Origin of the sequence: Flavobacterium hydrocarbonoxydans (assembly GCF_009789235.1) — a bacterium.
GTDB classification, from domain to species: domain Bacteria; phylum Bacteroidota; class Bacteroidia; order Flavobacteriales; family Flavobacteriaceae; genus Flavobacterium; species Flavobacterium hydrocarbonoxydans.
Map to the genome: position 1 here is coordinate 95,974 of NZ_WSTB01000001.1, position 20,613 is coordinate 116,586.

22 protein-coding genes are annotated in these 20,613 nt (G+C 33.8%); 20 read left to right on the plus strand and 2 right to left on the minus strand.

Annotation, left to right across the window (positions count from 1 at the left end):
• The first annotated feature begins 4 nt into the window (after positions 1-4).
• The 6 genes from GON26_RS00390 (at position 5) to GON26_RS00415 (ending at position 7,496) form a co-directional block, all read left to right on the plus strand.
• Positions 5-3,289 carry an efflux RND transporter permease subunit gene (locus GON26_RS00390; protein ID WP_160372762.1) on the plus strand — a complete coding sequence of 1,095 codons (3,285 nt, stop codon included), beginning with the start codon at positions 5-7 and terminating at the stop codon, positions 3,287-3,289.
• Positions 3,279-4,358, plus strand: coding sequence for an efflux RND transporter periplasmic adaptor subunit (locus GON26_RS00395; RefSeq protein ID WP_160372763.1), 1,080 nt, complete (start codon positions 3,279-3,281; stop codon positions 4,356-4,358). The genes GON26_RS00390 and GON26_RS00395 overlap by 11 nt, the downstream gene beginning before the upstream one ends.
• A 361-nt stretch (positions 4,359-4,719) precedes the next feature.
• Entirely contained in the window at positions 4,720-5,481 is a 762-nt protein-coding gene (locus tag GON26_RS00400; protein ID WP_160372764.1) for a hypothetical protein, read from the plus strand.
• A gap of 166 nt (positions 5,482-5,647) precedes the next feature.
• The gene (locus tag GON26_RS00405; RefSeq protein WP_160372765.1) at positions 5,648-6,202 is read left to right on the plus strand and encodes a hypothetical protein; all 555 of its coding nucleotides are present in this window, start codon (positions 5,648-5,650) and stop codon (positions 6,200-6,202) included.
• Between the two features lie 245 nt (positions 6,203-6,447).
• Positions 6,448-6,996: an REP-associated tyrosine transposase gene (locus GON26_RS00410; RefSeq protein WP_160372766.1), complete on the plus strand. Its 549-nt coding sequence runs from the start codon at positions 6,448-6,450 to the stop codon at positions 6,994-6,996.
• 71 nt (positions 6,997-7,067) lie between these two features.
• The gene (locus GON26_RS00415) at positions 7,068-7,496 is read left to right on the plus strand and encodes a hypothetical protein (protein WP_160372767.1); all 429 of its coding nucleotides are present in this window, start codon (positions 7,068-7,070) and stop codon (positions 7,494-7,496) included.
• Between the two features lie 587 nt (positions 7,497-8,083).
• On the opposite strand, the gene GON26_RS00420 is transcribed toward GON26_RS00415, so the two are convergent.
• On the minus strand, positions 8,084-8,395 hold the full coding sequence (locus GON26_RS00420) for a hypothetical protein (RefSeq protein ID WP_160372768.1): 312 nt from the start codon (positions 8,393-8,395) through the stop codon (positions 8,084-8,086).
• A 10-nt stretch (positions 8,396-8,405) separates the two neighbouring features.
• On the opposite strand from GON26_RS00420, the gene GON26_RS00425 reads away from it, so the two are divergent.
• From GON26_RS00425 to GON26_RS00480, 12 genes are all read left to right on the plus strand, one after another.
• Positions 8,406-8,726 carry a hypothetical protein gene (locus GON26_RS00425; RefSeq protein WP_160372769.1) on the plus strand — a complete coding sequence of 107 codons (321 nt, stop codon included), beginning with the start codon at positions 8,406-8,408 and terminating at the stop codon, positions 8,724-8,726.
• A gap of 137 nt (positions 8,727-8,863) precedes the next feature.
• Positions 8,864-9,268 carry a hypothetical protein gene (locus GON26_RS00430; protein ID WP_160372770.1) on the plus strand — a complete coding sequence of 135 codons (405 nt, stop codon included), beginning with the start codon at positions 8,864-8,866 and terminating at the stop codon, positions 9,266-9,268.
• A 36-nt stretch (positions 9,269-9,304) separates the two neighbouring features.
• The gene (locus GON26_RS00435) at positions 9,305-10,096 is read left to right on the plus strand and encodes a hypothetical protein (protein WP_160372771.1); all 792 of its coding nucleotides are present in this window, start codon (positions 9,305-9,307) and stop codon (positions 10,094-10,096) included.
• Between the two features lie 580 nt (positions 10,097-10,676).
• The gene (locus GON26_RS00440) at positions 10,677-11,504 is read left to right on the plus strand and encodes a helix-turn-helix domain-containing protein (RefSeq protein WP_160372772.1); all 828 of its coding nucleotides are present in this window, start codon (positions 10,677-10,679) and stop codon (positions 11,502-11,504) included.
• A 91-nt stretch (positions 11,505-11,595) separates the two neighbouring features.
• A complete protein-coding gene (locus GON26_RS00445; protein WP_160372773.1) occupies positions 11,596-12,156 on the plus strand; it encodes a sugar O-acetyltransferase in 561 nt (186 codons plus the stop codon).
• A 10-nt stretch (positions 12,157-12,166) separates the two neighbouring features.
• Positions 12,167-13,210 (plus strand): alpha/beta hydrolase, encoded by a 1,044-nt coding sequence (locus GON26_RS00450; RefSeq protein WP_160372774.1) that lies wholly within the window; start codon positions 12,167-12,169, stop codon positions 13,208-13,210.
• Positions 13,211-13,220: 10 nt separating this feature from the next.
• The gene (locus GON26_RS00455; RefSeq protein WP_160372775.1) at positions 13,221-13,682 is read left to right on the plus strand and encodes a cyclophilin-like fold protein; all 462 of its coding nucleotides are present in this window, start codon (positions 13,221-13,223) and stop codon (positions 13,680-13,682) included.
• 825 nt (positions 13,683-14,507) lie between these two features.
• A complete protein-coding gene (locus tag GON26_RS00460; RefSeq protein WP_160372776.1) occupies positions 14,508-15,008 on the plus strand; it encodes a DUF6252 family protein in 501 nt (166 codons plus the stop codon).
• Positions 15,009-15,698: 690 nt separating this feature from the next.
• The gene (locus GON26_RS00465) at positions 15,699-16,115 is read left to right on the plus strand and encodes a putative quinol monooxygenase (RefSeq protein ID WP_160372777.1); all 417 of its coding nucleotides are present in this window, start codon (positions 15,699-15,701) and stop codon (positions 16,113-16,115) included.
• A 98-nt stretch (positions 16,116-16,213) separates the two neighbouring features.
• On the plus strand, positions 16,214-17,050 hold the full coding sequence (locus tag GON26_RS00470; RefSeq protein WP_160372778.1) for a carboxypeptidase-like regulatory domain-containing protein: 837 nt from the start codon (positions 16,214-16,216) through the stop codon (positions 17,048-17,050).
• A 125-nt stretch (positions 17,051-17,175) separates the two neighbouring features.
• Positions 17,176-17,601: a hypothetical protein gene (locus tag GON26_RS00475; protein ID WP_160372779.1), complete on the plus strand. Its 426-nt coding sequence runs from the start codon at positions 17,176-17,178 to the stop codon at positions 17,599-17,601.
• A 178-nt stretch (positions 17,602-17,779) separates the two neighbouring features.
• Entirely contained in the window at positions 17,780-18,145 is a 366-nt protein-coding gene (locus GON26_RS00480; RefSeq protein WP_160372780.1) for a VOC family protein, read from the plus strand.
• A gap of 112 nt (positions 18,146-18,257) precedes the next feature.
• Here GON26_RS00480 and GON26_RS00485 read toward each other — a convergent pair whose 3' ends face one another.
• Complete coding sequence (locus tag GON26_RS00485) at positions 18,258-19,235, minus strand: 3-keto-disaccharide hydrolase (protein WP_230407872.1); 978 nt, start codon at positions 19,233-19,235, stop codon at positions 18,258-18,260.
• A gap of 373 nt (positions 19,236-19,608) precedes the next feature.
• Between GON26_RS00485 and GON26_RS00490 the strand changes: the two genes are divergently transcribed.
• Positions 19,609-20,040 (plus strand): hypothetical protein, encoded by a 432-nt coding sequence (locus tag GON26_RS00490; RefSeq protein WP_160372781.1) that lies wholly within the window; start codon positions 19,609-19,611, stop codon positions 20,038-20,040.
• Positions 20,041-20,121: 81 nt separating this feature from the next.
• Entirely contained in the window at positions 20,122-20,547 is a 426-nt protein-coding gene (locus tag GON26_RS00495; RefSeq protein ID WP_160372782.1) for a response regulator, read from the plus strand.
• The last annotated feature ends 66 nt before the right edge of the window (positions 20,548-20,613 follow it).

A 20,613-nucleotide genomic window follows, 5' to 3' on the forward strand; every position in this document is an offset into this window, starting at 1 on the left:
CCTAATGAATTTAATACGTTTTGCACTCCGCAAACCCATCTCGATATTAGTATTGGTGGCGGGTTTATTTTTCTTCGGAATTGGTGCTATCAAGGATATTAAGGTAGATATTCTGCCGAAGATGAACTTGCCCGTAATTTATATTGCGCATCCTTTTGGAGGTTATACACCCGACCAGATGGAAGCTTATTTTGCTAAAAACTACGTCAACATTCTGCCGTTTGCCAATGGTGTAAAATCGGTTGAAACCAAGAATATTCAGGGTTTGATGATCATGAAACTGACGTATTACGAAAATACGAATATGGCGCAGGCTGCTGCCGAATTGAGCGCGCTTTCGAACAGAATTCAGGCGGCATTTCCTCCCGGGACACAGCCTCCGTTTATCATTCGTTTTGATGCTTCCTCTTTGCCAATCGGGCAATTGGTTTTAAGCAGTAAAATACGTTCGAATAACGAGCTGCAGGATTTGGCCAACGTTTATGTTCGTGCTTCTTTTACTTCAATTCCGGGTTTATTATCGCCGGCTCCCTTTGGCGGAAGCCCAAGAACTATTGAAGTTAACGTAGATCCGGACTTATTGCGTTCGCACAATATGACACCGGATCAGATTGTAGAAGCTATTAAACTGAACAATCAGACTGCTCCTTCCGGAAACGTGCGAATGGGCGATATCAATTATATTACTCCAACCAATAATACGATTAAAGAAGTTAAGGATTTCGAGAAAATTCCGTTGTTCAAAGGCGGTGTTCAGAACCTGACTTTGGGTGATGTCGCGACTGTAAAAGACGGTGCCGATATCACGGCGGGTTATGCATTGGTAAACGGAAAACGTTCGGTTTACATTAGTATTGCAAAAGCGGGAGATGCTTCGACCTGGGATGTGGTTCAGAAACTAAAATCGGAATTGCCTAAAATTCAGAGTACACTTCCTGAAGATGTCAAATTATCGTATGAATTTGACCAGTCGGTTTATGTCATCAACTCGGTAAAAAGTTTGATAACGGAGGGAATCATCGGAGCGGTTTTGACCGGATTAATGGTTTTATTATTCCTTGGAGACAGACGCGCCGCTTTGATTGTAATCCTGACCATTCCTATTTCGATTATCTCAGGAGTTTTATTTTTGAAATTATTCGGACAAACCATCAACTTAATGTCCTTGAGCGGACTGGCTCTGGCCATCGGAATTTTGGTGGACGAAAGTACCGTAACTATCGAAAACATTCACCAGCATCTCGACATGGGAAAACCCAAGGCACTCGCCATCTGGGATGCCTGTCAGGAAATTGCATTGCCTAAATTATTGATTCTGCTTTGTATTCTGGCGGTTTTTGCACCGGCGTTTACCATGGTCGGAATTCCCGGAGCGTTGTTTTTACCTTTGGCTTTAGCGATTGGATTCTCGATGATTATTTCGTTTTTATTGTCGCAGACTTTTGTACCTGTAATGGCGAACTGGCTGATGAAAGCACATCCAAAACACGAACATACTCCTGAAATTACAGATGATGAAGCCGAGTTTAATGCGTGTGGATTAACGCCTGAATCTGAGAAACATTTGATTACTCAGAAGAAAGCCTATGTAGAAAAAGAGGATACCGATAACAACGGAAAAATAGGCGCTTTCGAGCGTTTTAGAATCCGATTCATGAGAACGCTGGACCGACTTTTTCCATACAAAAAAGTGGCTGGTCTGACGTATCTTATCGGAATTACAGTGCTTGCTGTTGTATTTATCTCTTTTATCGGAAAAGATGTTTTCCCGAAAGTAAATTCAAGTCAGTTTCAGCTAAGAATGCGTGCTCCTGATGGAACCCGCTTAGAAAGAACCGAAGAAAAAGCAATTGTAGTGCTGAAAGAATTAAAAGAAATGGTGGGCAAAGAACACATCGGGATTTCGTCTGTATATGTGGGGCAGCACCCTTCTCTCTTCTCGATCAACCCGATTTATCTGTTTATGGCGGGATCGCACGAAGCTGTTTTTCAGGTGAGTTTAAAAGAATACCACACCGATATGGATGATTTTAAAGACGAGTTTAGAGCGCGTCTTAAAAAAGTGCTTCCGGATGTAAAAATATCTTTCGAGCCCATCGAACTAACCGATAAAGTACTGAGCCAGGGTTCCCCTACTCCTATCGAAGTTCGAATTGCCGGAAAAGACAAAAAACGAAACGAATTATACGCCAATCAGATTGTTGATAAACTGAAGAAAATCGCCTATTTCAGAGACGTTCAAATTGGACAGCCGATACATTATCCTGCAATGAATATTGACATCGACAGAACCCGTGCTGCCGAATTAGGTGTCGATATGAATGATATTTCAAGATCATTAATCGCTTCGACTTCTTCTTCCAGATATACCGAAAAAAATACCTGGGTCGATGAAAGAGCGGGATTGTCGTACAACGTTCAGGTACAGGTGCCTTTGAACAAAATGAAAAGCAAAACCGATATGGGCGAAATTCCCGTATTAAAAAACTCGCTGCGTCCTGTATTAAGTGACGTGGCCAAAATTACACCGGGCTTTGTAAGCGGTGAGAATGACAATTTAGGGGCTATGCCATACATTACCGTTACAGCAAACATCAGCCAGACCGATTTAGGGACGGCAGTAAAAGATGTAGATGCAACCATTAATTCATTAGGAGAATTACCTCGTGGTTTGTTTATCACTCCTATTGGTTTAAGTAAAGTATTGAGCGAAACATTAAGTAGTTTACAAGTCGGATTATTGGTTGCCATTTTTGTAATCTTCTTAATGTTAGCCGCTAATTTTCAGTCGTTCAAAGTATCGCTCGTGATTTTAACCACCGTTCCGGCCGTGGTTTTAGGAGCGTTGCTGATGCTGACCATCACAGGTTCTACGCTTAACTTACAGTCGTATATGGGCATCATCATGTCGGTTGGAGTATCGATTGCCAATGCCGTTTTATTGGTGACCAATGCCGAACAGCTGCGCAAAATAAATGGCAATGCCTTAGAGTCGGCACGTGAGGCGGCGGCTTTGCGTCTGCGTCCTATTATCATGACTTCGGTGGCTATGATTGCCGGAATGCTGCCTATGGCTATCGGTCATGGCGAAGGTGGCGATCAGGTTTCGCCATTAGGTAGAGCCGTAATTGGCGGATTATTATTTTCGACCTTTGCCGTATTGCTTATTTTACCGCTCATATTTGCCTGGGCACAGGAACATACCACGACACAATCGGTTTCTTTGGACCCTGAAGACGAAGAAAGCATCCATTATATCTCATCATTAAATTCTAAAAATGACAACTAAAATACTACAACCAACCGCGCTGTTTTTTGCAGCACTATTTTTCCTGAGCAGCTGTAATTCTAAAAAAGAAGAAACTGTTACGGCGGAACTTGAACCTAAAACCGAAACCTTTCTTTTGCAAAAAGAAAAGCTAACAACCGAATTGCGTTTGCCAGCCGAATTAACCGGTTTTCAGCAAGTAGATTTGTATGCTAAAGTAAGCAGTTTCGTGAAACTCCTGAAAGTCGATATCGGAACCAAAGTAAAAAAAGGACAGCTTTTGATTGTTTTGGAAGCACCCGAAATCAGTTCGCAACTGGCGGCTGCCGAATCCAGATTAAGATCGATGGAAGCCATTTACACGACCAGCAAAAGCACCTACAACCGTTTGTACGAAACGAGCAAAGTCGAAGGAACGATTTCTAAAAACGATTTGGAAATGGCCAGCGGAAAAAAAAATTCGGATTACGCACAATACCAGGCAGCCGTTGCGGCACATAAAGAGGTAAAAACCATGCGCGGTTACTTAGAGATTCGCGCGCCTTTTGATGGTGTTGTCGCTTCAAGAAATGTCAATTTAGGAGCTTTTGTGGGACCCAGTTCCAGTTCTCCGTTATTGACGATTCAGCAGCAGGACAAATTGCGTCTGGCGGTTTCTATTCCGGAGCTGTACACGGGCTATTTGCACCAGGGCGACGAAATGAGTTTTAATGTAAAATCGTTACCCGAAACCTTCAAAGCTAAAATTACCAGAATGTCCGGAGCTTTAGATTTGAAATTACGTTCAGAGCGTGTAGAAATGGATGTTATCAATACCAAAAAAGATCTTTTACCCGGAATGGTAGCCGAAGTGTTATTGCCGCTTAACGCAAAAGACAGCACCTTTGTGATTCCGAAAACCGCCCTGGTAAGTTCAGCCGAAGGTCTGTATGTCATCAAAGTATTAAACAAAAAAGCCACCAGAATCGACGTGAAAAAAGGCCGCGAAATCGACGAAAAAATCGAAATCTTTGGCGACCTGAACCCACAAGACAAACTGGTAAAAATCGCCAGCGAAGAAATTAAAGAAGGCGATGCTGTAAACGAATAATCTGTACCCTTTATATAAATTGATTTGTTCTGAAAGTGCTGTAAGACTTAGGTTTTGCAGCATTTTTTTTTGGGAGCTGATTCCTGCTATCCGTTGCAATCTTTTGTGCCGAACCCCGGCACAAAAGGATTTCCACTTCTATCAGGGCTAGGGGTTTAGGTTTTCAAAAAGAGGTTTACGGTTTTCTGTAAAAATACTGTTTCAAAAGAAATTAATTTTGAAGCAGTATTTTTTATTACATTTAAAAATCAAAAAAATGTATGACAAGAGTCATACATATCTAACCAAAAATAGGTAGCTATGTATGATGTTATCATACATATATACAAGTTAGCTGTAAATATAAAGAAAATCTAGATAAATGAGAAACATTATAACCGACACTAATATTTGGTATAGTATTACAAATGAAGAAATAGCTGATTTATTTGAAAAAGGTTATAGGTTAGTTATTTCTTCAATTATTTTGAATGAAATTTATACAAGTAGAAATCTCTATTTGAATTTGAAAAGTTTTGAAGCAGTAAAAGTAGCAATGTCTAATATCCTTAAAAATCAAAACTATATAAAGTTTATCGATCTAAATCCTTTAGAATTTATTTTAAGTAATATTGATCCTCAAATTGAACCTTCAACTAATTCAAAATTTTTTTTGGACAGATTTAAAGAAATATTAAATGCCAATTTTGGAACCTTAACCGACAAAGATATTCATCGAGGAGATATATCTGGATTAACGACTTTCATAAACGAAACTTCGGTCAAGTATAAAGAAGAAATCAAAACGAATTCAATTAATTTTAAAAGTTGTGAAACGATAAAATCAACTGAATCGTTAATCAAAATTTATGTAAATGACAATTTACAGCAACTTAATAAGGGACTACCAATATTAGTTGATCTTGACTACGATAAAAATGGCTTTTTTATAATAGCATTTGATGAATTGTTAAGAGAACTTTCTCGATCAGAACAAAAACTTGTAGATAATGATTGGGTTGATATTTTTAATATGGCATATGTCGGTAAAAACGATTTATATTGGACAAAAGAAAAATCTAAACAAAGACTTGCAAATAATTCTAAAACGGAACATTTTTTATATGAGAATAGCTACAGCTAACAGCGGTTTTGCGCAACTGCTATTTCAGTTTTAAAAGTTCGTCCTTTTTTAATAACTTCGTTCAGTCCAGCCGAGAGAACTCAGTTTCAATTTCCGCAGCTGTCGCAAAGCCACAGGACGTTATAGGCAATTATAATGAAAATCTCTTTAAACAACACTAAAAAAAATGAGTAAATTATTAGACTCCTACATTGAACTTTTGAAAATTTACACTGAAGAAGTTACCAAATTAGAATTATTAAAGGATCAAGAAAACGATAAGCATTCAAGATGGAATCCAGCTATAACCTTAAACCGAAGTATGTTTACTTACGATGAGTATTTAAATAATGATTTACATCGTGGTTATTATTTTAAAGAAAAAAATCTAATAATGCCATTTTTACTCAAATTTATAGCCATTTTCGAAAACAGCTCTGAAGAAGAAAAATTAGACTTTGAAAATTTAAAAACCAAAAATAAATATCAAGAAAATTTAGATGACTTAGTCAGCAACAAAGTTCCTTTATTAGACTTTTTAAAATTTCAACTTAAAGAGCTTCAAGAATTAAAATATACATATACAATTCCATTTCCTCCTAAACGAAAAAATGCTACTCTACAACAAGCAAAATATGAGAAAGATATAAAAGAATATTGGGTAAAAGCTAATAGTTTAGAACGATGCCGAGAAGAAGTAAATGCCAGAATAAAAAATTTCGAAGAATTGAAAAAACATTAACCGCCTACAACAGCGGTTTTGCACCCTACAAGAAAATAATTTCCCCCTCGCTGGCGCGAGCGTCTCGCTCGTGAACACAATCTAAGTCAGTACGTGCCTAATTAAAAGTTTAAACATTATTGAATAAATAGCAAATAGCACGAGCAAGATGCTCGCGCCAGCTACAAATAAGAAAAGAATCCCAAGTTGACTGAACATATTGTTTTGTAATGAAGAGTATTTCTTACATTTGTTCGAAAAAAATAATGAGCAGAAAATATAAATTTGGCGACAAAACAGGAGCTTATTTTATCAGTTTTGCCACAGTGTATTGGATAGATGTATTTACAAGAGATGAATATTTTGGAAATATTATTGAATCATTAGACTATTGCCGAAAAAACAAAGGAATGGAAATTTATGGATATTGTATTATGCCCAGCCATATACATTTAATTTTCAGATCTGAAAACGGAGATCCATCGGGTATAATTCGAGACTTTAAAGGATTTACATCAAGAAAAATGCTCAAAACAATTGAAGAAAACCCACAAGAAAGTAGAAAAGAATGGATGCTTTGGATGTTTGAGAGAGCAGGAAAGAAAAATAGCAATGTGAAATTAAGACAATTTTGGCAGCAAAATAATAACCCTATCGAGATTTGGTCATTTAAAGTTTTTGAACAAAAGTTAAATTACATTCATAATAACCCAATCGAAACGGGCTTTGTAACTAATCCTGTAGATTGGAAATATAGCTCAGCGAGAAATTACAGTGATAATGATCAAACTGTTTTAGAAATTGACATCAATTGATTTTGATTGTGTTCACGAGCGAGACGCTCGCGCTAGCGTGAGATTTGCTAAACCTCTTTTAAATAGAACTTATGCGAATATTTTACATCATATTTTTCATTTCAACTTTGAATAGTGCTTATTCTCAAAAAGCAAAAAGTATTGATTTGTATTTAAAGACAGCTCAGCAAATAACCGAAATGGAAGAAGATTTAAAAATTTCGGTTATTCATGTAGAAGTAATAGAAACTTGTTCAATAGATCCAAGTTTATGTGGAAATATGGCATTCGGTTCAACAAGTTTAATTAAAATATTGGACGGAAAATATAAAAACCAATTACTTTATATTTCAGAATTATGTCACGCAACAAATTATAAAGTAAAAAGTACATATACTCTGCTAATAACAGCTTCTCCAAAGTTTGGAGTTGGAATTTGTAATAATGAAGTTTATCATCTAGACAGAACTCTTTACATAAAAGAAAACAGATATCCAATGTTGTTTGGCAAGTTGGAGTAAGCAATCCCGATAGCACAGATTTGCAAGCCATGTTCGCAACTATAACCAGAATACAAGCATAAAAAAAACTACAAGAAAATAATTTCTTCTAGCTTTTTTTATGAAGTGAAACTATCCAATACTTATAACCACGAATTGAAAAGCTACACTATCAGATTGCTATAGTTCCCCATTCTTTTTATCACATACACTTCATTCGTCATTACTTTTATTATTGTAGCAAATTTTATTTAAATTTTTATTTTGCTACAGAAAGTGTAGCAAAATTATTTTTATTTATTTTTTGACACAGAAAGCGTAGCAAATTATATTTTACTTTTCAATTTGCTACAGAAAGTGTGGCAATTTTTTCTAAAATTTTATTTTGTTGCAACTATTGTGATTTTATTTTAAAATTATTTTTTTGTCACAAGGAATCGTGCAAAATTATTATCGTGCAAAATTATTTTTATTTTCAATTTGCTACGGTTTAAATGCAGTGCTGAAATAGTCAAGTTAAAAAGTAGGATTTGAAAAAAAGTTTTAAAAAATAATCAATCCCAACGATAGCTGATTGACGAAGTTATCTTTTGTCCCCTCTATCAGGGCTAGCGTTTTGCATTTATTTGATCGTTTTCTCTTATTTCACAAATAAAATTCTCCTGAAAATTTATAAAAGTTTTTCCTATATTAGCTCCATATACATCAGCAGGATTATGGCGCAAAGCCAATTGCTGGTATAAACAAGTTATAAAAAACACTCGAATGGAATCAGTACAATACGCTTTCTTATTTTTAATCTTACTAATTAGCTTTATAACAGGAGTCCTCTTTTTCAGAAAAGCTTTAGTTGAGAAAAATAGAAGAAAACTCTTTTTAGGTTTGATATTTATAATAATTCCCTTTACTATTTTATTCACAAAACAGGTATTGAATCTTATAACAGAGAAACCGAGCCACAAAGATTTGGTCGGAAAATACAAAATAGTACATTCAGATTATAATTTTCCAAATCCTGAAAATTATATACTAGAACTCAAAGAAAACGGAACATTTTCATTCACAAAAAATCCTGCAATTTCACTTTGTTCAAACGGAAACTATGAACTAGATTATAAATTCGAGGATAATGAAATAAGTTTTCAATGCGGTTTCGGTTGGTCGCCGGCACATATCAAAAGAAATTTTCGTGGATTTGAAATTGAATTCTCTATAGATGAAAATGATAAAATAACATATAGTAAATACTAAACTCGCCTACAACAGCCAATAATCGCCATTGCTAACACTTGTCGTTCCGGAATATTTATTTACATGTTTGTTTCTTAAAGCCGTAACGTGTGCCTTTTGGCGAAAAATTTCCTGTAAGTTTAAACCAACATTACGCAATGAAATATATAATACTATTACTTTCGATTTTGTTTTTTTCGTGCAGCGAAAAGCCGGAAAATCAGCGTATAGATTTCAATGAAAAAATTGTAGATTTTGCTATAAAAAACTCCAATAATAAATTTATTGAACTTCCTGATTTATACGATTTGATATCGAAAGAAACTATTGCCAAAGATGAAGATGAAAAACTCATTCTGGTGCAAATCCTGAAAAAGAAAGGTTTTGAGGTTAAAGATTGGGGACGCGGAAATCATCCTTTGGGGTCAAGAATCATTGTGTTGAAATTGAAAAAAGATAGTTGTGAATGCGAAGTACAGAAAACCTATTATTCTACTGCTGATTTGCCAAACGAAATTTATAAGATAACGGAAAGTATTAGGTGCAAAAAAACCAGCCTGTAACAGGACTATAACATTGGAAAAAATTCAGAAACAACCATGAAACAATATCAAGCTATTCTAATTTCACTAGTTTTAATTCTTTGCAGTTGTGAATCAAAAAACGCAACTGAAAAATATTTTTTTTATTCTTCGCCTTCATTTCACGGTGGTTTTGATATTGAATTAGATGTAAAAAATAAAAAAGTATATGCAACAGAAAATTATCGATATTTTTTCGCAGATTCTGTTAGTCCGACACTATTCAGATTCATTGATTCACTAGATGCAGAAAGTGTCAAAAATTATCTTCCTAAAGCAAGCAAAATTAGCGCTGACATAAATGATGTTCAGTTCGAAAAATTGAAAAACAACCTTAATAAATTATTAGATTATAAACTATCTGAAAACGAGAAATTTCCACCCAATGATGGTATTACAATTTTTGTAAAAGATAGTCTCGAAAATAAAAATATTAGACGGAATACTTTTTATAGTCCTTCTAAAGATTCGAAGCAAGGAAAAATAATTACTGAAACGTATAGTCTTTTACTGGAAATCTTTAAAAACAAAACAGTTATTGAAGAAGGCATCGAAAACTCTGAAAGATATTTTGATGACAAACTTATCAAAGTAAAAAGTAAAAATCCATTATATATAAAGGTTTTGGACAATAGTGATGAAGATTGTGAGGAATTAGAAAAAGAAATTAAAAAATTACCTCCAGCCAGAAAAATATTTCTTGACTTAACCAACTTTTCAGGTGATAGAAAATGTATTGAAAAGGTTTTCAGAAAGAAATATTCGCAAATAAAGTGGATTTCAAAAGATTCTTTTTTCGAGGAACCCTGAATATTCGCCTAACCGCCTGTGATTGCAATCGAAGAGTTCACTGTAAATTGAAAGTCGCATTAGAAAGTTCCATAGGAACGGTCAATATTTATGACTAGTAAAATACTGTAGCAAATTTTATTTAATTTTTTAATTTGCCACGAAAAGTGTGGCAAATTTATTTTTATTTATTTTATGCCACAGAAAGTGTGGCAAAACATATTTTACTTTTCGTTTTGACACAAAAAGCGTGGCGATTTCTTCTAAAATTTTATTTTGTTGCAACTCTTGTGATTTTTTTTCTAAATTATTTTTTTGTCACAATAAATGGTGCAAAATTATTTTTTATTACCCATTGTTGCAGTTAAAATACAGCGCTGAAATGGCTACAGCTTTGCGTAAATTATAATCAAAATAAAAGATGATTTTATCCGTTTTTTAATTTGATTCTACTGGTTTATACTAGCGCACAAAAACATCGAAAATCAACATCATAAAGTTTTAAAACGAGCTTAATAGAAAGACAATATGAGCCTTAGAACAAAGTAATACATCAATTAAAATTTTAAATTTGTACGTTCATAATCTAATAACAGAATGTATGGAAGTAAAAGAAGAGAATAAACTAAAGACGCTAAGCTACTCAGGAATTTTTCTTTCCTGCTTTACAGATTATAGCGAAAAATGTATTCATGCAACTCCTGAACACGTTTTAGTTTATTTGTACTCTGGTGAACAAATCATAGAAGATCGAAATAAAAAAATAAAATTGCAGGCTGGCGAATGTGCTTTTATCCGAAGAGATCATCGTCTGAAAATGTATAAAAACAGCAAAGGCGATGCTTTGTACAAAGGTATTTCGCTAACTTTTAATCGTGCTGTATTACGTGATTTTTACAGTAAAATGAATAAATCTGAAATTCCTGCCACTATAAAAGTTTCAGATAAAACGGTCTTTAAGTTAGAGCCTAGTCCTGCGATAGACAGTTTATTTCAATCCCTTACCCCCTATTTTGACAGTAACATAAAACCAACGGGGGGCATTACACATTTGAAATTACTCGAAGGCATTTATACTTTACTAAACAGTAACGAACAACTCTATCCCATACTTTTTGACTTTGCCGAACCCTGGAAAATAGATCTTTTGGACTTTCTCAACGGAAGCTATATGGAAGAACTATCAATGGAACAAATAGCATCGTTTACAGGACGAAGTCTGGCTACTTTTAAAAGAGATTTTAAGAAAATAAGCAACCTCACTCCACAAAAATGGCTGATAAAAAAGCGCCTGGAAATGGCGTATATCAAACTAAAAGAGGAAAACAAAAAAGTACAGGACGTTTATATGGAAGTTGGTTTTAAAAATCCTTCTCATTTTTCAACTGCATTTAAAAAACAATACGGAATGCCGCCTACTGAAATTTAATATTGAGCTTTTCAGAAAGATTCTTTGAGCCTCCCAGTAAAGCCACTGCGAGGCTTTGTTTTTAAATTTGCATAGTAAATCTTAATAGACCATGCAAACAAAAACGATATTCGAAAGACTAAAAAACGGAGAAGTCATTTCGCCAACCGATCAGGATGCCTATAAAATGCGTGAAGCTTCGTTTGCCACAAAGAAGTGGTTGGTGGAGATGAATAACTCGTCTGATCCGGATGAAATCAGACATTTTTTAAGCCAAATTACTAATTCTGAAATAGACCAAAGCGTTACGGTATTTACACCCTTATACATCAATTATGGAAAAAATACCAGCATTGGTAAAAATGTATTTATCAACTTCGACTGCGTTTTTCTCGATTTAGGAGGGATTACCATAGAAGACAATGTACTAATAGCACCCAAAGTAAGCCTTTTGACAGAAGGCCATCCAACCGCTATAAAAGACCGCCATTCTTTAATTCCAAAACCAATTCATATTAAAAAAAATGCCTGGATTGGGGCCAATGCAACGATACTTCCCGGAGTAACGATTGGAGAAAATGCTATTGTTGCTGCAGGTGCAGTTGTATCAAAAGATGTTTCTGACCATACAATAGTAGGTGGAATTCCTGCAAAGGTTTTAAAAACAATTTAATTTAATAAAAATGAAAAAGACATTCATAATCACAATGATGCTGGTATTGACAGGACAAGCATTTGCAAAGGACAAAAAATCTAAATCAAAAAAAATGGAAACAAGCGAACATTATACTTTTCAATTGAACGAGAACGTAATCCGTGAGAAAGTAACATTTAAAAATCGTTATGGAATCATGCTTTCTGGAGATCTCTATCTCCCTAAAAATGGTCGAAACGGACAACTTTCGGCTCTTGCCATCTGCGGACCCTTTGGTGCTGTAAAAGAACAATCGTCAGGATTGTATGCAAATCAAATGGCAGCACGAGGTTTTGTAGCTTTGGCTTTTGATCCATCTTATACAGGAGAAAGCAGCGGAGAACCAAGGAATCTGGCTTCTCCGGAAATCAATACTGAAGATTTTAGTGCTGCAATAGATTACTTAGGCTTACAAAAAAATGTAGATCGCAACAAAATTGGCATTATCGGAATCTGTGGTTTTGGTGGTTTTGCTTTGAATGCAACTGCTATTGACAAAAGAGTAAAAGCCGTTGCTACGACCAGCTTGTATGATATGACCAGAGTAATGTCGAAAGGATATAATGATGCAGTAACTCCAGAACAAAGAACCAAAACATTGGAAGCTTTGAGTATGCAACGCTGGACTGATGCCGAAAATGGAAAACCGGCAGAGGGTTCGAGAAATTTACCGGAAACACTAAAAGGTGACGAACCTCAATTTGTTAAAGAATATTTTGATTATTACAGAACGCCACGTGGTTTTCATGCTAATTCTTTGAACTCAACCGGAGCTTGGTTAGTAACCAATCCAATATCTTTTATGAATATGCCAATACTCACTTATGTAAAAGAAATTTCTCCAAGACCTATGCTTCTAATCGCAGGAGAAAATGCGCATTCACGCTATTTTAGTGAAGATATTTTTAAATTGGCAAATGAACCAAAAGAGCTCATAATTATTCCAAATGCGGTACATGTTGATTTGTATGATAAAGTCGATGTGATTCCATTTGATAAATTAGATACTTTTTTTAGAACGCATTTGAAATAATAGTAATTCTATGAGACATTCCTTTTTAATACTATTGACTTTTATGTCTTTTATTATCAACGGTGCAACCTCTTGTAACAAAGAAGACGACACCGAAAAAACTAAAAATAACACTTCTATGGTAAATGGTAAAATCAAAATAAAGGTCAATTCTCAAATTTTTACCGCTTCTCTTTTAGACCATAATTCGGCTAAAGCTTTTAAAGAAATGTTGCCCTTGACCATCAATATGATTGAATTAAATGGAAATGAGAAATATTATGATTTGCGAAATAGTATTCCAACAAACGCATCCAATACCGGAACTATAAATAATGGCGACCTGATGCTGTATGGTTCAAAAACTTTGGTATTGTTTTATAAACCATTTTCTACATCATACAGTTACACAAAATTAGGAATGGTCGATGATACAACAGGCTTAGCCTCAGTACTAGGTTCGGGAAACGTAACCATAACTTTTGAGGAGTAAGCCTTAAAAGAAGCATAAAAAAAGCTAGAAGACTTTATTTACTTCTAGCTTTTTTTATGAAGAGAAACTACCAAATAGTTATAGCCACGAATTAAAACTGAACTATCAGGTTGCAATAATTCTCCATTTTTTCTATCACTTACGCTTCATTCGACATTACGTTTATTATTGTAGCATTTTTTTTTAATTTTTTATTTTGCTACAGAAAGCGTGACAAAATTTTATGTCAAAAGAAATGTTGCGAAATTATTTTTAATTACATTTTGCTCCGGTTTGAATGCAGTATCCAACGGTGCAATTCTACAAAGCGATAGCCAAAATTTCATTCTATACCCACAGCAAAAAATTCCGTAGGAATGAAACATCTTGTAGCGACGGATTTTAATCCGTTGTGAGATTAAAAGTCGCATCAGAAAATTCAATAAGAATGGCCCATATTATAAGGGGTAAAATGTGTCGAACCTACGGATCTATTTTTTTTCCTTATCTCTGACTGGATTAAAATCCAGCCCTACACTATTTAATCGAGCCGATGGCTCTTTATCCTTAACATTAATTAAAAAAAGGTGTAATAGCAATCCTGTTTTAATTCAAATCTAAAATTAAAATCTACCCAAAAACTAACTGTATAATTCAGTATTATGGAGTCACTTACTTTTTTTGCACAACTTAACAATCAATTCATTACCTTTTTCAAGTTAAGAAAAAACTTAAAACAATAGAAAAAATCACATTGCCATAAAGTAAATTTCACGCTATATTTATCAAATTATTTTATCTTAGGCCAACGTAATTTCTATGAAAAAAATACTATTTCTATTTGCAGTGCTACTCTTACTTGGTGCATGTGACAAGGATGATTCTTCTAAAACACCTCTGGAGCAACTCCCTGCTTTAACGTCTGTGGGTGCCAATACTGCGGGATGCCTGGTCAATGGTGAAGCCTTATTACCAAAAGGTGCTGGTACAAATAAATTATTTTGTCAGTATAATGATCAAAATGATTTTAGTGTTGCAATCAGCGAAAAAATAAACGACCAAATTCGAACCGTTAATGTTGCCAGTTTAAATCAAAAACTCGAAGTAAACAAAGTGTATCAGCTTAAAGAGTGCGGAGATGATTCAAAATATGGTGAATACATTATCATCTATCCTGATTTCAACCATGTAGATTACGGCACAAATTCAACAATTACCGGAGAGCTTAAAATTACAAATCATAATATTGATAAAGCTACTATAAGCGGCACATTTTGGTTTGATGCTGTAAATAAGTCCGGCGATAAAATTCAGGTTCGTGAAGGGCGTTTTGATATGGAATACTAAAAAATATATTTAGGAAAAAAATATACCTTTTTTAAACTGCTTTTTTATTATTATCAAAATTTAAAAAAAACCGAATTACCAGAATTTGTAAAAATCATCATTTTTAATACTATAAAAAAATTAGAGAAAATTTGTGTAATTCGTGGCAAAAACTAAGTAACAGCTAACAATAATTTTCCCATTTTTATCACTCACACTTCATTGTTCATTACCTTTATTACTGTAGCAAATTTTATTTAATTTTTTAATTTGCCACGAAAAGTGTGGCAAATTTATTTTTATTTATTGTTTGCCACAAAAAGTGTGGCAAAATATATTTTACTTTTCGTTTTGACACAAAAAGCGTGGCAATTTTTTCTAAAATTTTATTTTATTGCAACTGTTGTGATTTTTTTTTGAAATTATTTTTTTGTCACAGGAAATGGTGCAAAATTATTTTTATTTTCAATTTGCTCTGGTTTGAATACAGTGCTGAAATGGCTTCAGCTTTGCGAAAATTATATTTAACATTAAATATTACTTTGAAAATGAATTAGATTATTTTTAACAGGTTTTTAGATGTTAAGCTCTATATTTGAAAAACAATATTTGATAAAGAACATTCGCTAACCCACCCGAAAAGAAACCTAAACAACAGGTTTTCAAATTCATTCTGCTTATCAGTAAGCGACAAAAATAATTTGGAATATCATGAAACATCTTTACTTTTTAATACTTCTTATTCTTTTGATTTGTTTTTCCTGTGCGCCAAAACAGCATTTAAAAACTGAAACAAAATCGGAAGATATGATTATCCGAATCTCTGAAATTCAAATTCATCCTCAATATTTAGAGGAATATATCTCCATCCTGAAAGAAGAAGCTGAGGCATCTGTCAGATTAGAACCTGGGGTAATTTCAATATATCCAATGTATCAGAAAGACGATAAAACCGAAATTAGGATTCTGGAAATTTATGCCGACAGAAAAGCTTATGAAGCACATTTACAGACTCCACATTTTAAACATTACAAAACCTCGACAGTAACAATGGTGAAATCATTAAAATTAATAGACATGCAGGCTATTGATATAAAAACAATGCAACAGCTTTTTAAAAAACTATAAATCAATACTGTTATTCGTTAGCGGCTAACAACTTATTGAGTTTCAAAACCACTTACAAACAAAACGTTAGCCATCATCTTAACAAACAAAACCTTTAAATGAAAAAAATCGGATTTACAATTCTGTTGCTATTTCTTACTGTTCCTTTTTACGCTCAAAAAATTTCTGGAAAAATTATAGACGAAAATAATAATTCCATCGCTGAAGCAAGAATCACAATTGAAAACGAAGAAATTGGTGAATTAACCGATCTTAACGGAAATTACACCATTGACTTAACTAACATTGCCAAAACCAAAACGCTGAAAGTCATAGTAAATGAATATGAACCGTTTAAAATTAAGATTTCTGAGTTTATCGGCTCTCAAAATCAAACTATAATTTTAAAGAAAAAAATTATAAATCTTGACCCCGTAGTAGTCAATCCTAAAAAATATACTCTTAAAAATTATGGGACTACAAATTCTAAAAAACCATATTCCGAATACAACTCAAATGACCCAAATGAAGTTTTTGAAGAACTTGCCATACTAGTTGAAAATAAAAAAAAACTCAGAATAAAAAACGTAAATGTTAATATCGTTAATTACAAATTTGACAATACGGCGACATTTATTTTCAACATACAAAGTGCAAAAAATGGCTTTCCAGATAGTACAAAATCTTTAGTCAATGAACCTTTACAAGTGACGGTTACCGAAAATGATATAAAAGACAATAAAATATCATTAGATGTATATGATAAAAACATCTGGACTAATGAAGATTTTTTTGTTTTAGTAAGGATAGCCGAAGATTTTAAAGGTAGTTTTTCTATTGCCGGAAATATTTTTGCCTTTTCAAAAGATACTTTTTACAGAAATTATAATGGCGAATGGAAGAAATATTCATCAGGAGAGCCATCTATAAATGTTGATGTATTGATTGAAAAATAAAAACGAATGATAGCAGCAGACGCTAGATTTTGCTGATGATTTCAAAGTATTGCTGACTTGATTCTTTTTTAAAACCGTTTTCAATGTTAATTTCTATATTTGAAAAAGAATAATTATTTTTTCTTATGACAAACGCAACAAAAAATAAAATATGGATTTTGTTATGGCTATTAACTTTAATGGTAATGGCCTATTTGTCATGGAATAGAGCAAGTCCTTTATGGGAAAGATTACTGATGATTTCTTTGATTACTTTTACTGGAATTCTAAATGTATCGTCCCGAATAAGACATGACAAAGACATAAAATTTTGTGATGATACATTATACATCAAAAAAACATTCTCAAAAGAGAAAAAGTACAACCTGAAAAATATTCTTAGCTGGTCTGAAAATCATTATTTTTTGTTAGGCATGCGTACGAATAGGGTGATTATGATAAAAACTGAAAACGGAGAAAAAATAAATATTAACAAAGGAACCAAAAATTTTGAAAGTGTTTCGGATTATTTAAATGATAATTTCTCTGATAAGTTCAAAAAAAACTCCTAATAGCTTTTTTACGCTCATAACATTTAAAATAAATTCATAATTTTAGGAAATTCATTTAATAAAATTAGAACACATAATGATGCGGAAATGAAGTAGGTATTATTCCAAAAGTTCCCCCTCTGCCTCCATCCTTATTGCTCGAAAATTATCTTCATTCAAAACTTTAAAACCAAAAATCATGGAAAATAAATTTGAAGCAGGAATTAATATTGCGATAAAAATTCCAAAACGTAAATATGACGAAACGGTAAACTTTTATCGTAACATCTTAAAGCTGGAAGTAAAAGAGGTTGCCATTCAGAACCCAACCGTTTCAAGAACGCATTCGGTAAATTTTGGAGCAAATGTTATCTGGTTAGACTGTGTCGATAATTATACGCATTCAGAAACATGGCTGCAATTGACTGTTCCAAATGTTGAAGAAGCAACAGATTATCTAAAATCTAATGGAGTAGAAACCTGTGACGAAATTGAAGAATTACCTGAAAATATGCACTGGATTACTGATCCGGCTGGTACCGTTTTTAACTTACAGAGCAGATAAACTCGATGATATAAAAAATTATTAAAAAGATTAAAGAGCATACTTACAACACATAAAAAAAGCTACAGAAATTATTTTCCTGTAGCTTTTTTTATAGAGAGAAATTAATCCATTATTTTGCAGGTGTGATAATAATATTGCGGTACTCCACAGGTCCGTGATCTCCCTGAATTAATAAAGGTCCTGGCTCGGCTTCGTTACTGTCTAAGGCGCCACCAGTAATTCCGGGAATGTCCTGATTGCTGATGACCGTTTTGCCATTCGCTACAACGGTTACCAATTTTCCAATTAAGGTAATATCATAGGTATTCCATTCGCCGGCTTCTTTAGCCACCATTTCGTTTGGAACAAGAAATCCATAAATAGCGCCCATTTGGTCCAACGCTGGTTCCATTCCTTTACTGTCGGTTACCTGTACTTCGTAACGGCCACGAAGATAGACACCGCTATTACTGCCTTTTGGAATACGAAATTCTATATGAAGTTTAAAATCATTAAATTTATCCTTAGTCATCAGATTAGCACCTGACTTTGGACTGCTTAAAATGCCTTTTTCAGCAATCCACTGATGATTTCCTTCTGCGTGCCATTTCTCCATAGAATTACCTTCTGTAAGTTTGATGGGTTTGCCCCAAACCGGTGCTGCAGTACGGCGAAGTATTGGGGCACGAACGCCTGTCCAGGTTTGTGCTTTTCCATCAACGGTAATTAGGGTTCCGGATATTTTTTCGCCTTCAAGAGTGCCTTCTACACGAAGATCATTGTCTCCCTGCTCCCATTGAGCTGGTATGGCAAAACTAAATTTTCCGTCTTTCAGATGGATTTCAGCAACTGGTCTCGCGCTGCCTACTACGCAAACAAATTGTCCTACGAGCGTTTTGGTGCCTGATAGCCGAACTTCGAGCCAGGCAGGTGCTGGTTTTCCATCGACATCAATGGTAATATCCCAGCGGCCTTCGAGCGGAGAAATTACTGGCATTGCATAAAGATTATTGAATGTGAAAGTAGTAAAGAAAGTCAATAAAAGACTCATCACCATAATTTGGTAACGGAAAACAGGGAATGATTTGGTTTTTAATTTCTTATTCATAACGGTTTTTGGATAGTTAAAGTCGTACAATTTACGATAAAATTTGATTCGGTTAAACAATTTTACTAAAACGTTTTATTGCTTTTGTTATTCATTTGGAAACAGAATATAAAAAAGAGCAGGTGAAAGAATAGTAATTTTATTTTTAACTCTGAGTATCAAACCTGTCTGGTTTAATGATTAGTAGCGGGCAAAATGGATAACTAAAACAATAATATGTGTTTATGATACTCTAATTAGATAAAAAATAGTACTTTTAAATACGATTGTTATGATTTGTAATGAAAGCATAAAATGAGAAAATTCACATAGAAAACCTCAGCCACTTAGTACTAAATAATCTTGCCAACTATTAGTATAACATTAAAAATAGATGAAAACACTACTTACTTTTTTTATTTTAATTTCTAATCTCACCTTATTCGCTCAGGAAAATAAAGTGGCGGGTGATTACGCATTCACACCCGAAAGCAAAGACGGAAATCGTATAGAATACAAACTGACTTTGAATCAGGATGGAACATTCGAATGCTACTATCACAAATATATTAAAGAAGGAATTCCTCCTGATACTCATCATTATGGAAAAGGAACCTGGAAAATTAAAGACAATCTGGTTTCGTTTTTTTCGGACAAGCAAAAAGACATTGATGAAAAACATACTATGAATTTTACTAATTCGGTTGCGAGATTTGTAACAAAGTCACCCAGAGATAAAAGTGATAAGATAATCAAAATAAAACTTCAGTTTCTTGAATCGGATATTTTCTGGATAAAACCAATTGGGTTATTTAAAATAGAATAATCTAAAACTTACGGAATTTTACAGTAACCAAATAAAAATTGTAAACCCGAATTATTACTCTACCTTCACCAAAAATACAACATGAACAAAGGTGGCCCAATAATTATAATTGAAGACGATTTAGACGATCAGGAAATTTTGACTGATATATTTAAAGAACTTGATTATAAAAACGAAATTATCTTTTTTGCTGAAGGCGAAAAGGCGTTAGAATATTTAACTTCTACAGATGTTGAGCCTTTTATTATTTTCTCTGATATCAATATGCCTAAGTTAAGCGGCATGGAACTACGGGCAAAAATTCATGAAAATGAAGATTTAAGACTTAAATCAATTCCTTATTTATTCTTTTCTACCAGTGCCGAACAACAGCATGTTGTAGATGCTTATTCTAAATCTATTCAAGGCTTTTTTGTAAAACCATCTGAATACAAAGAAATAAAGAAAACCATTAAAACTATTGTTAGTTACTGGGAAACATGTGTCTCTCCTAACTATGTTAAATAAGTCCTTCAATAGTAAAAAATGTCCTCACATAAATACCATAATCAAAATGGATGCAATACGTTTTAT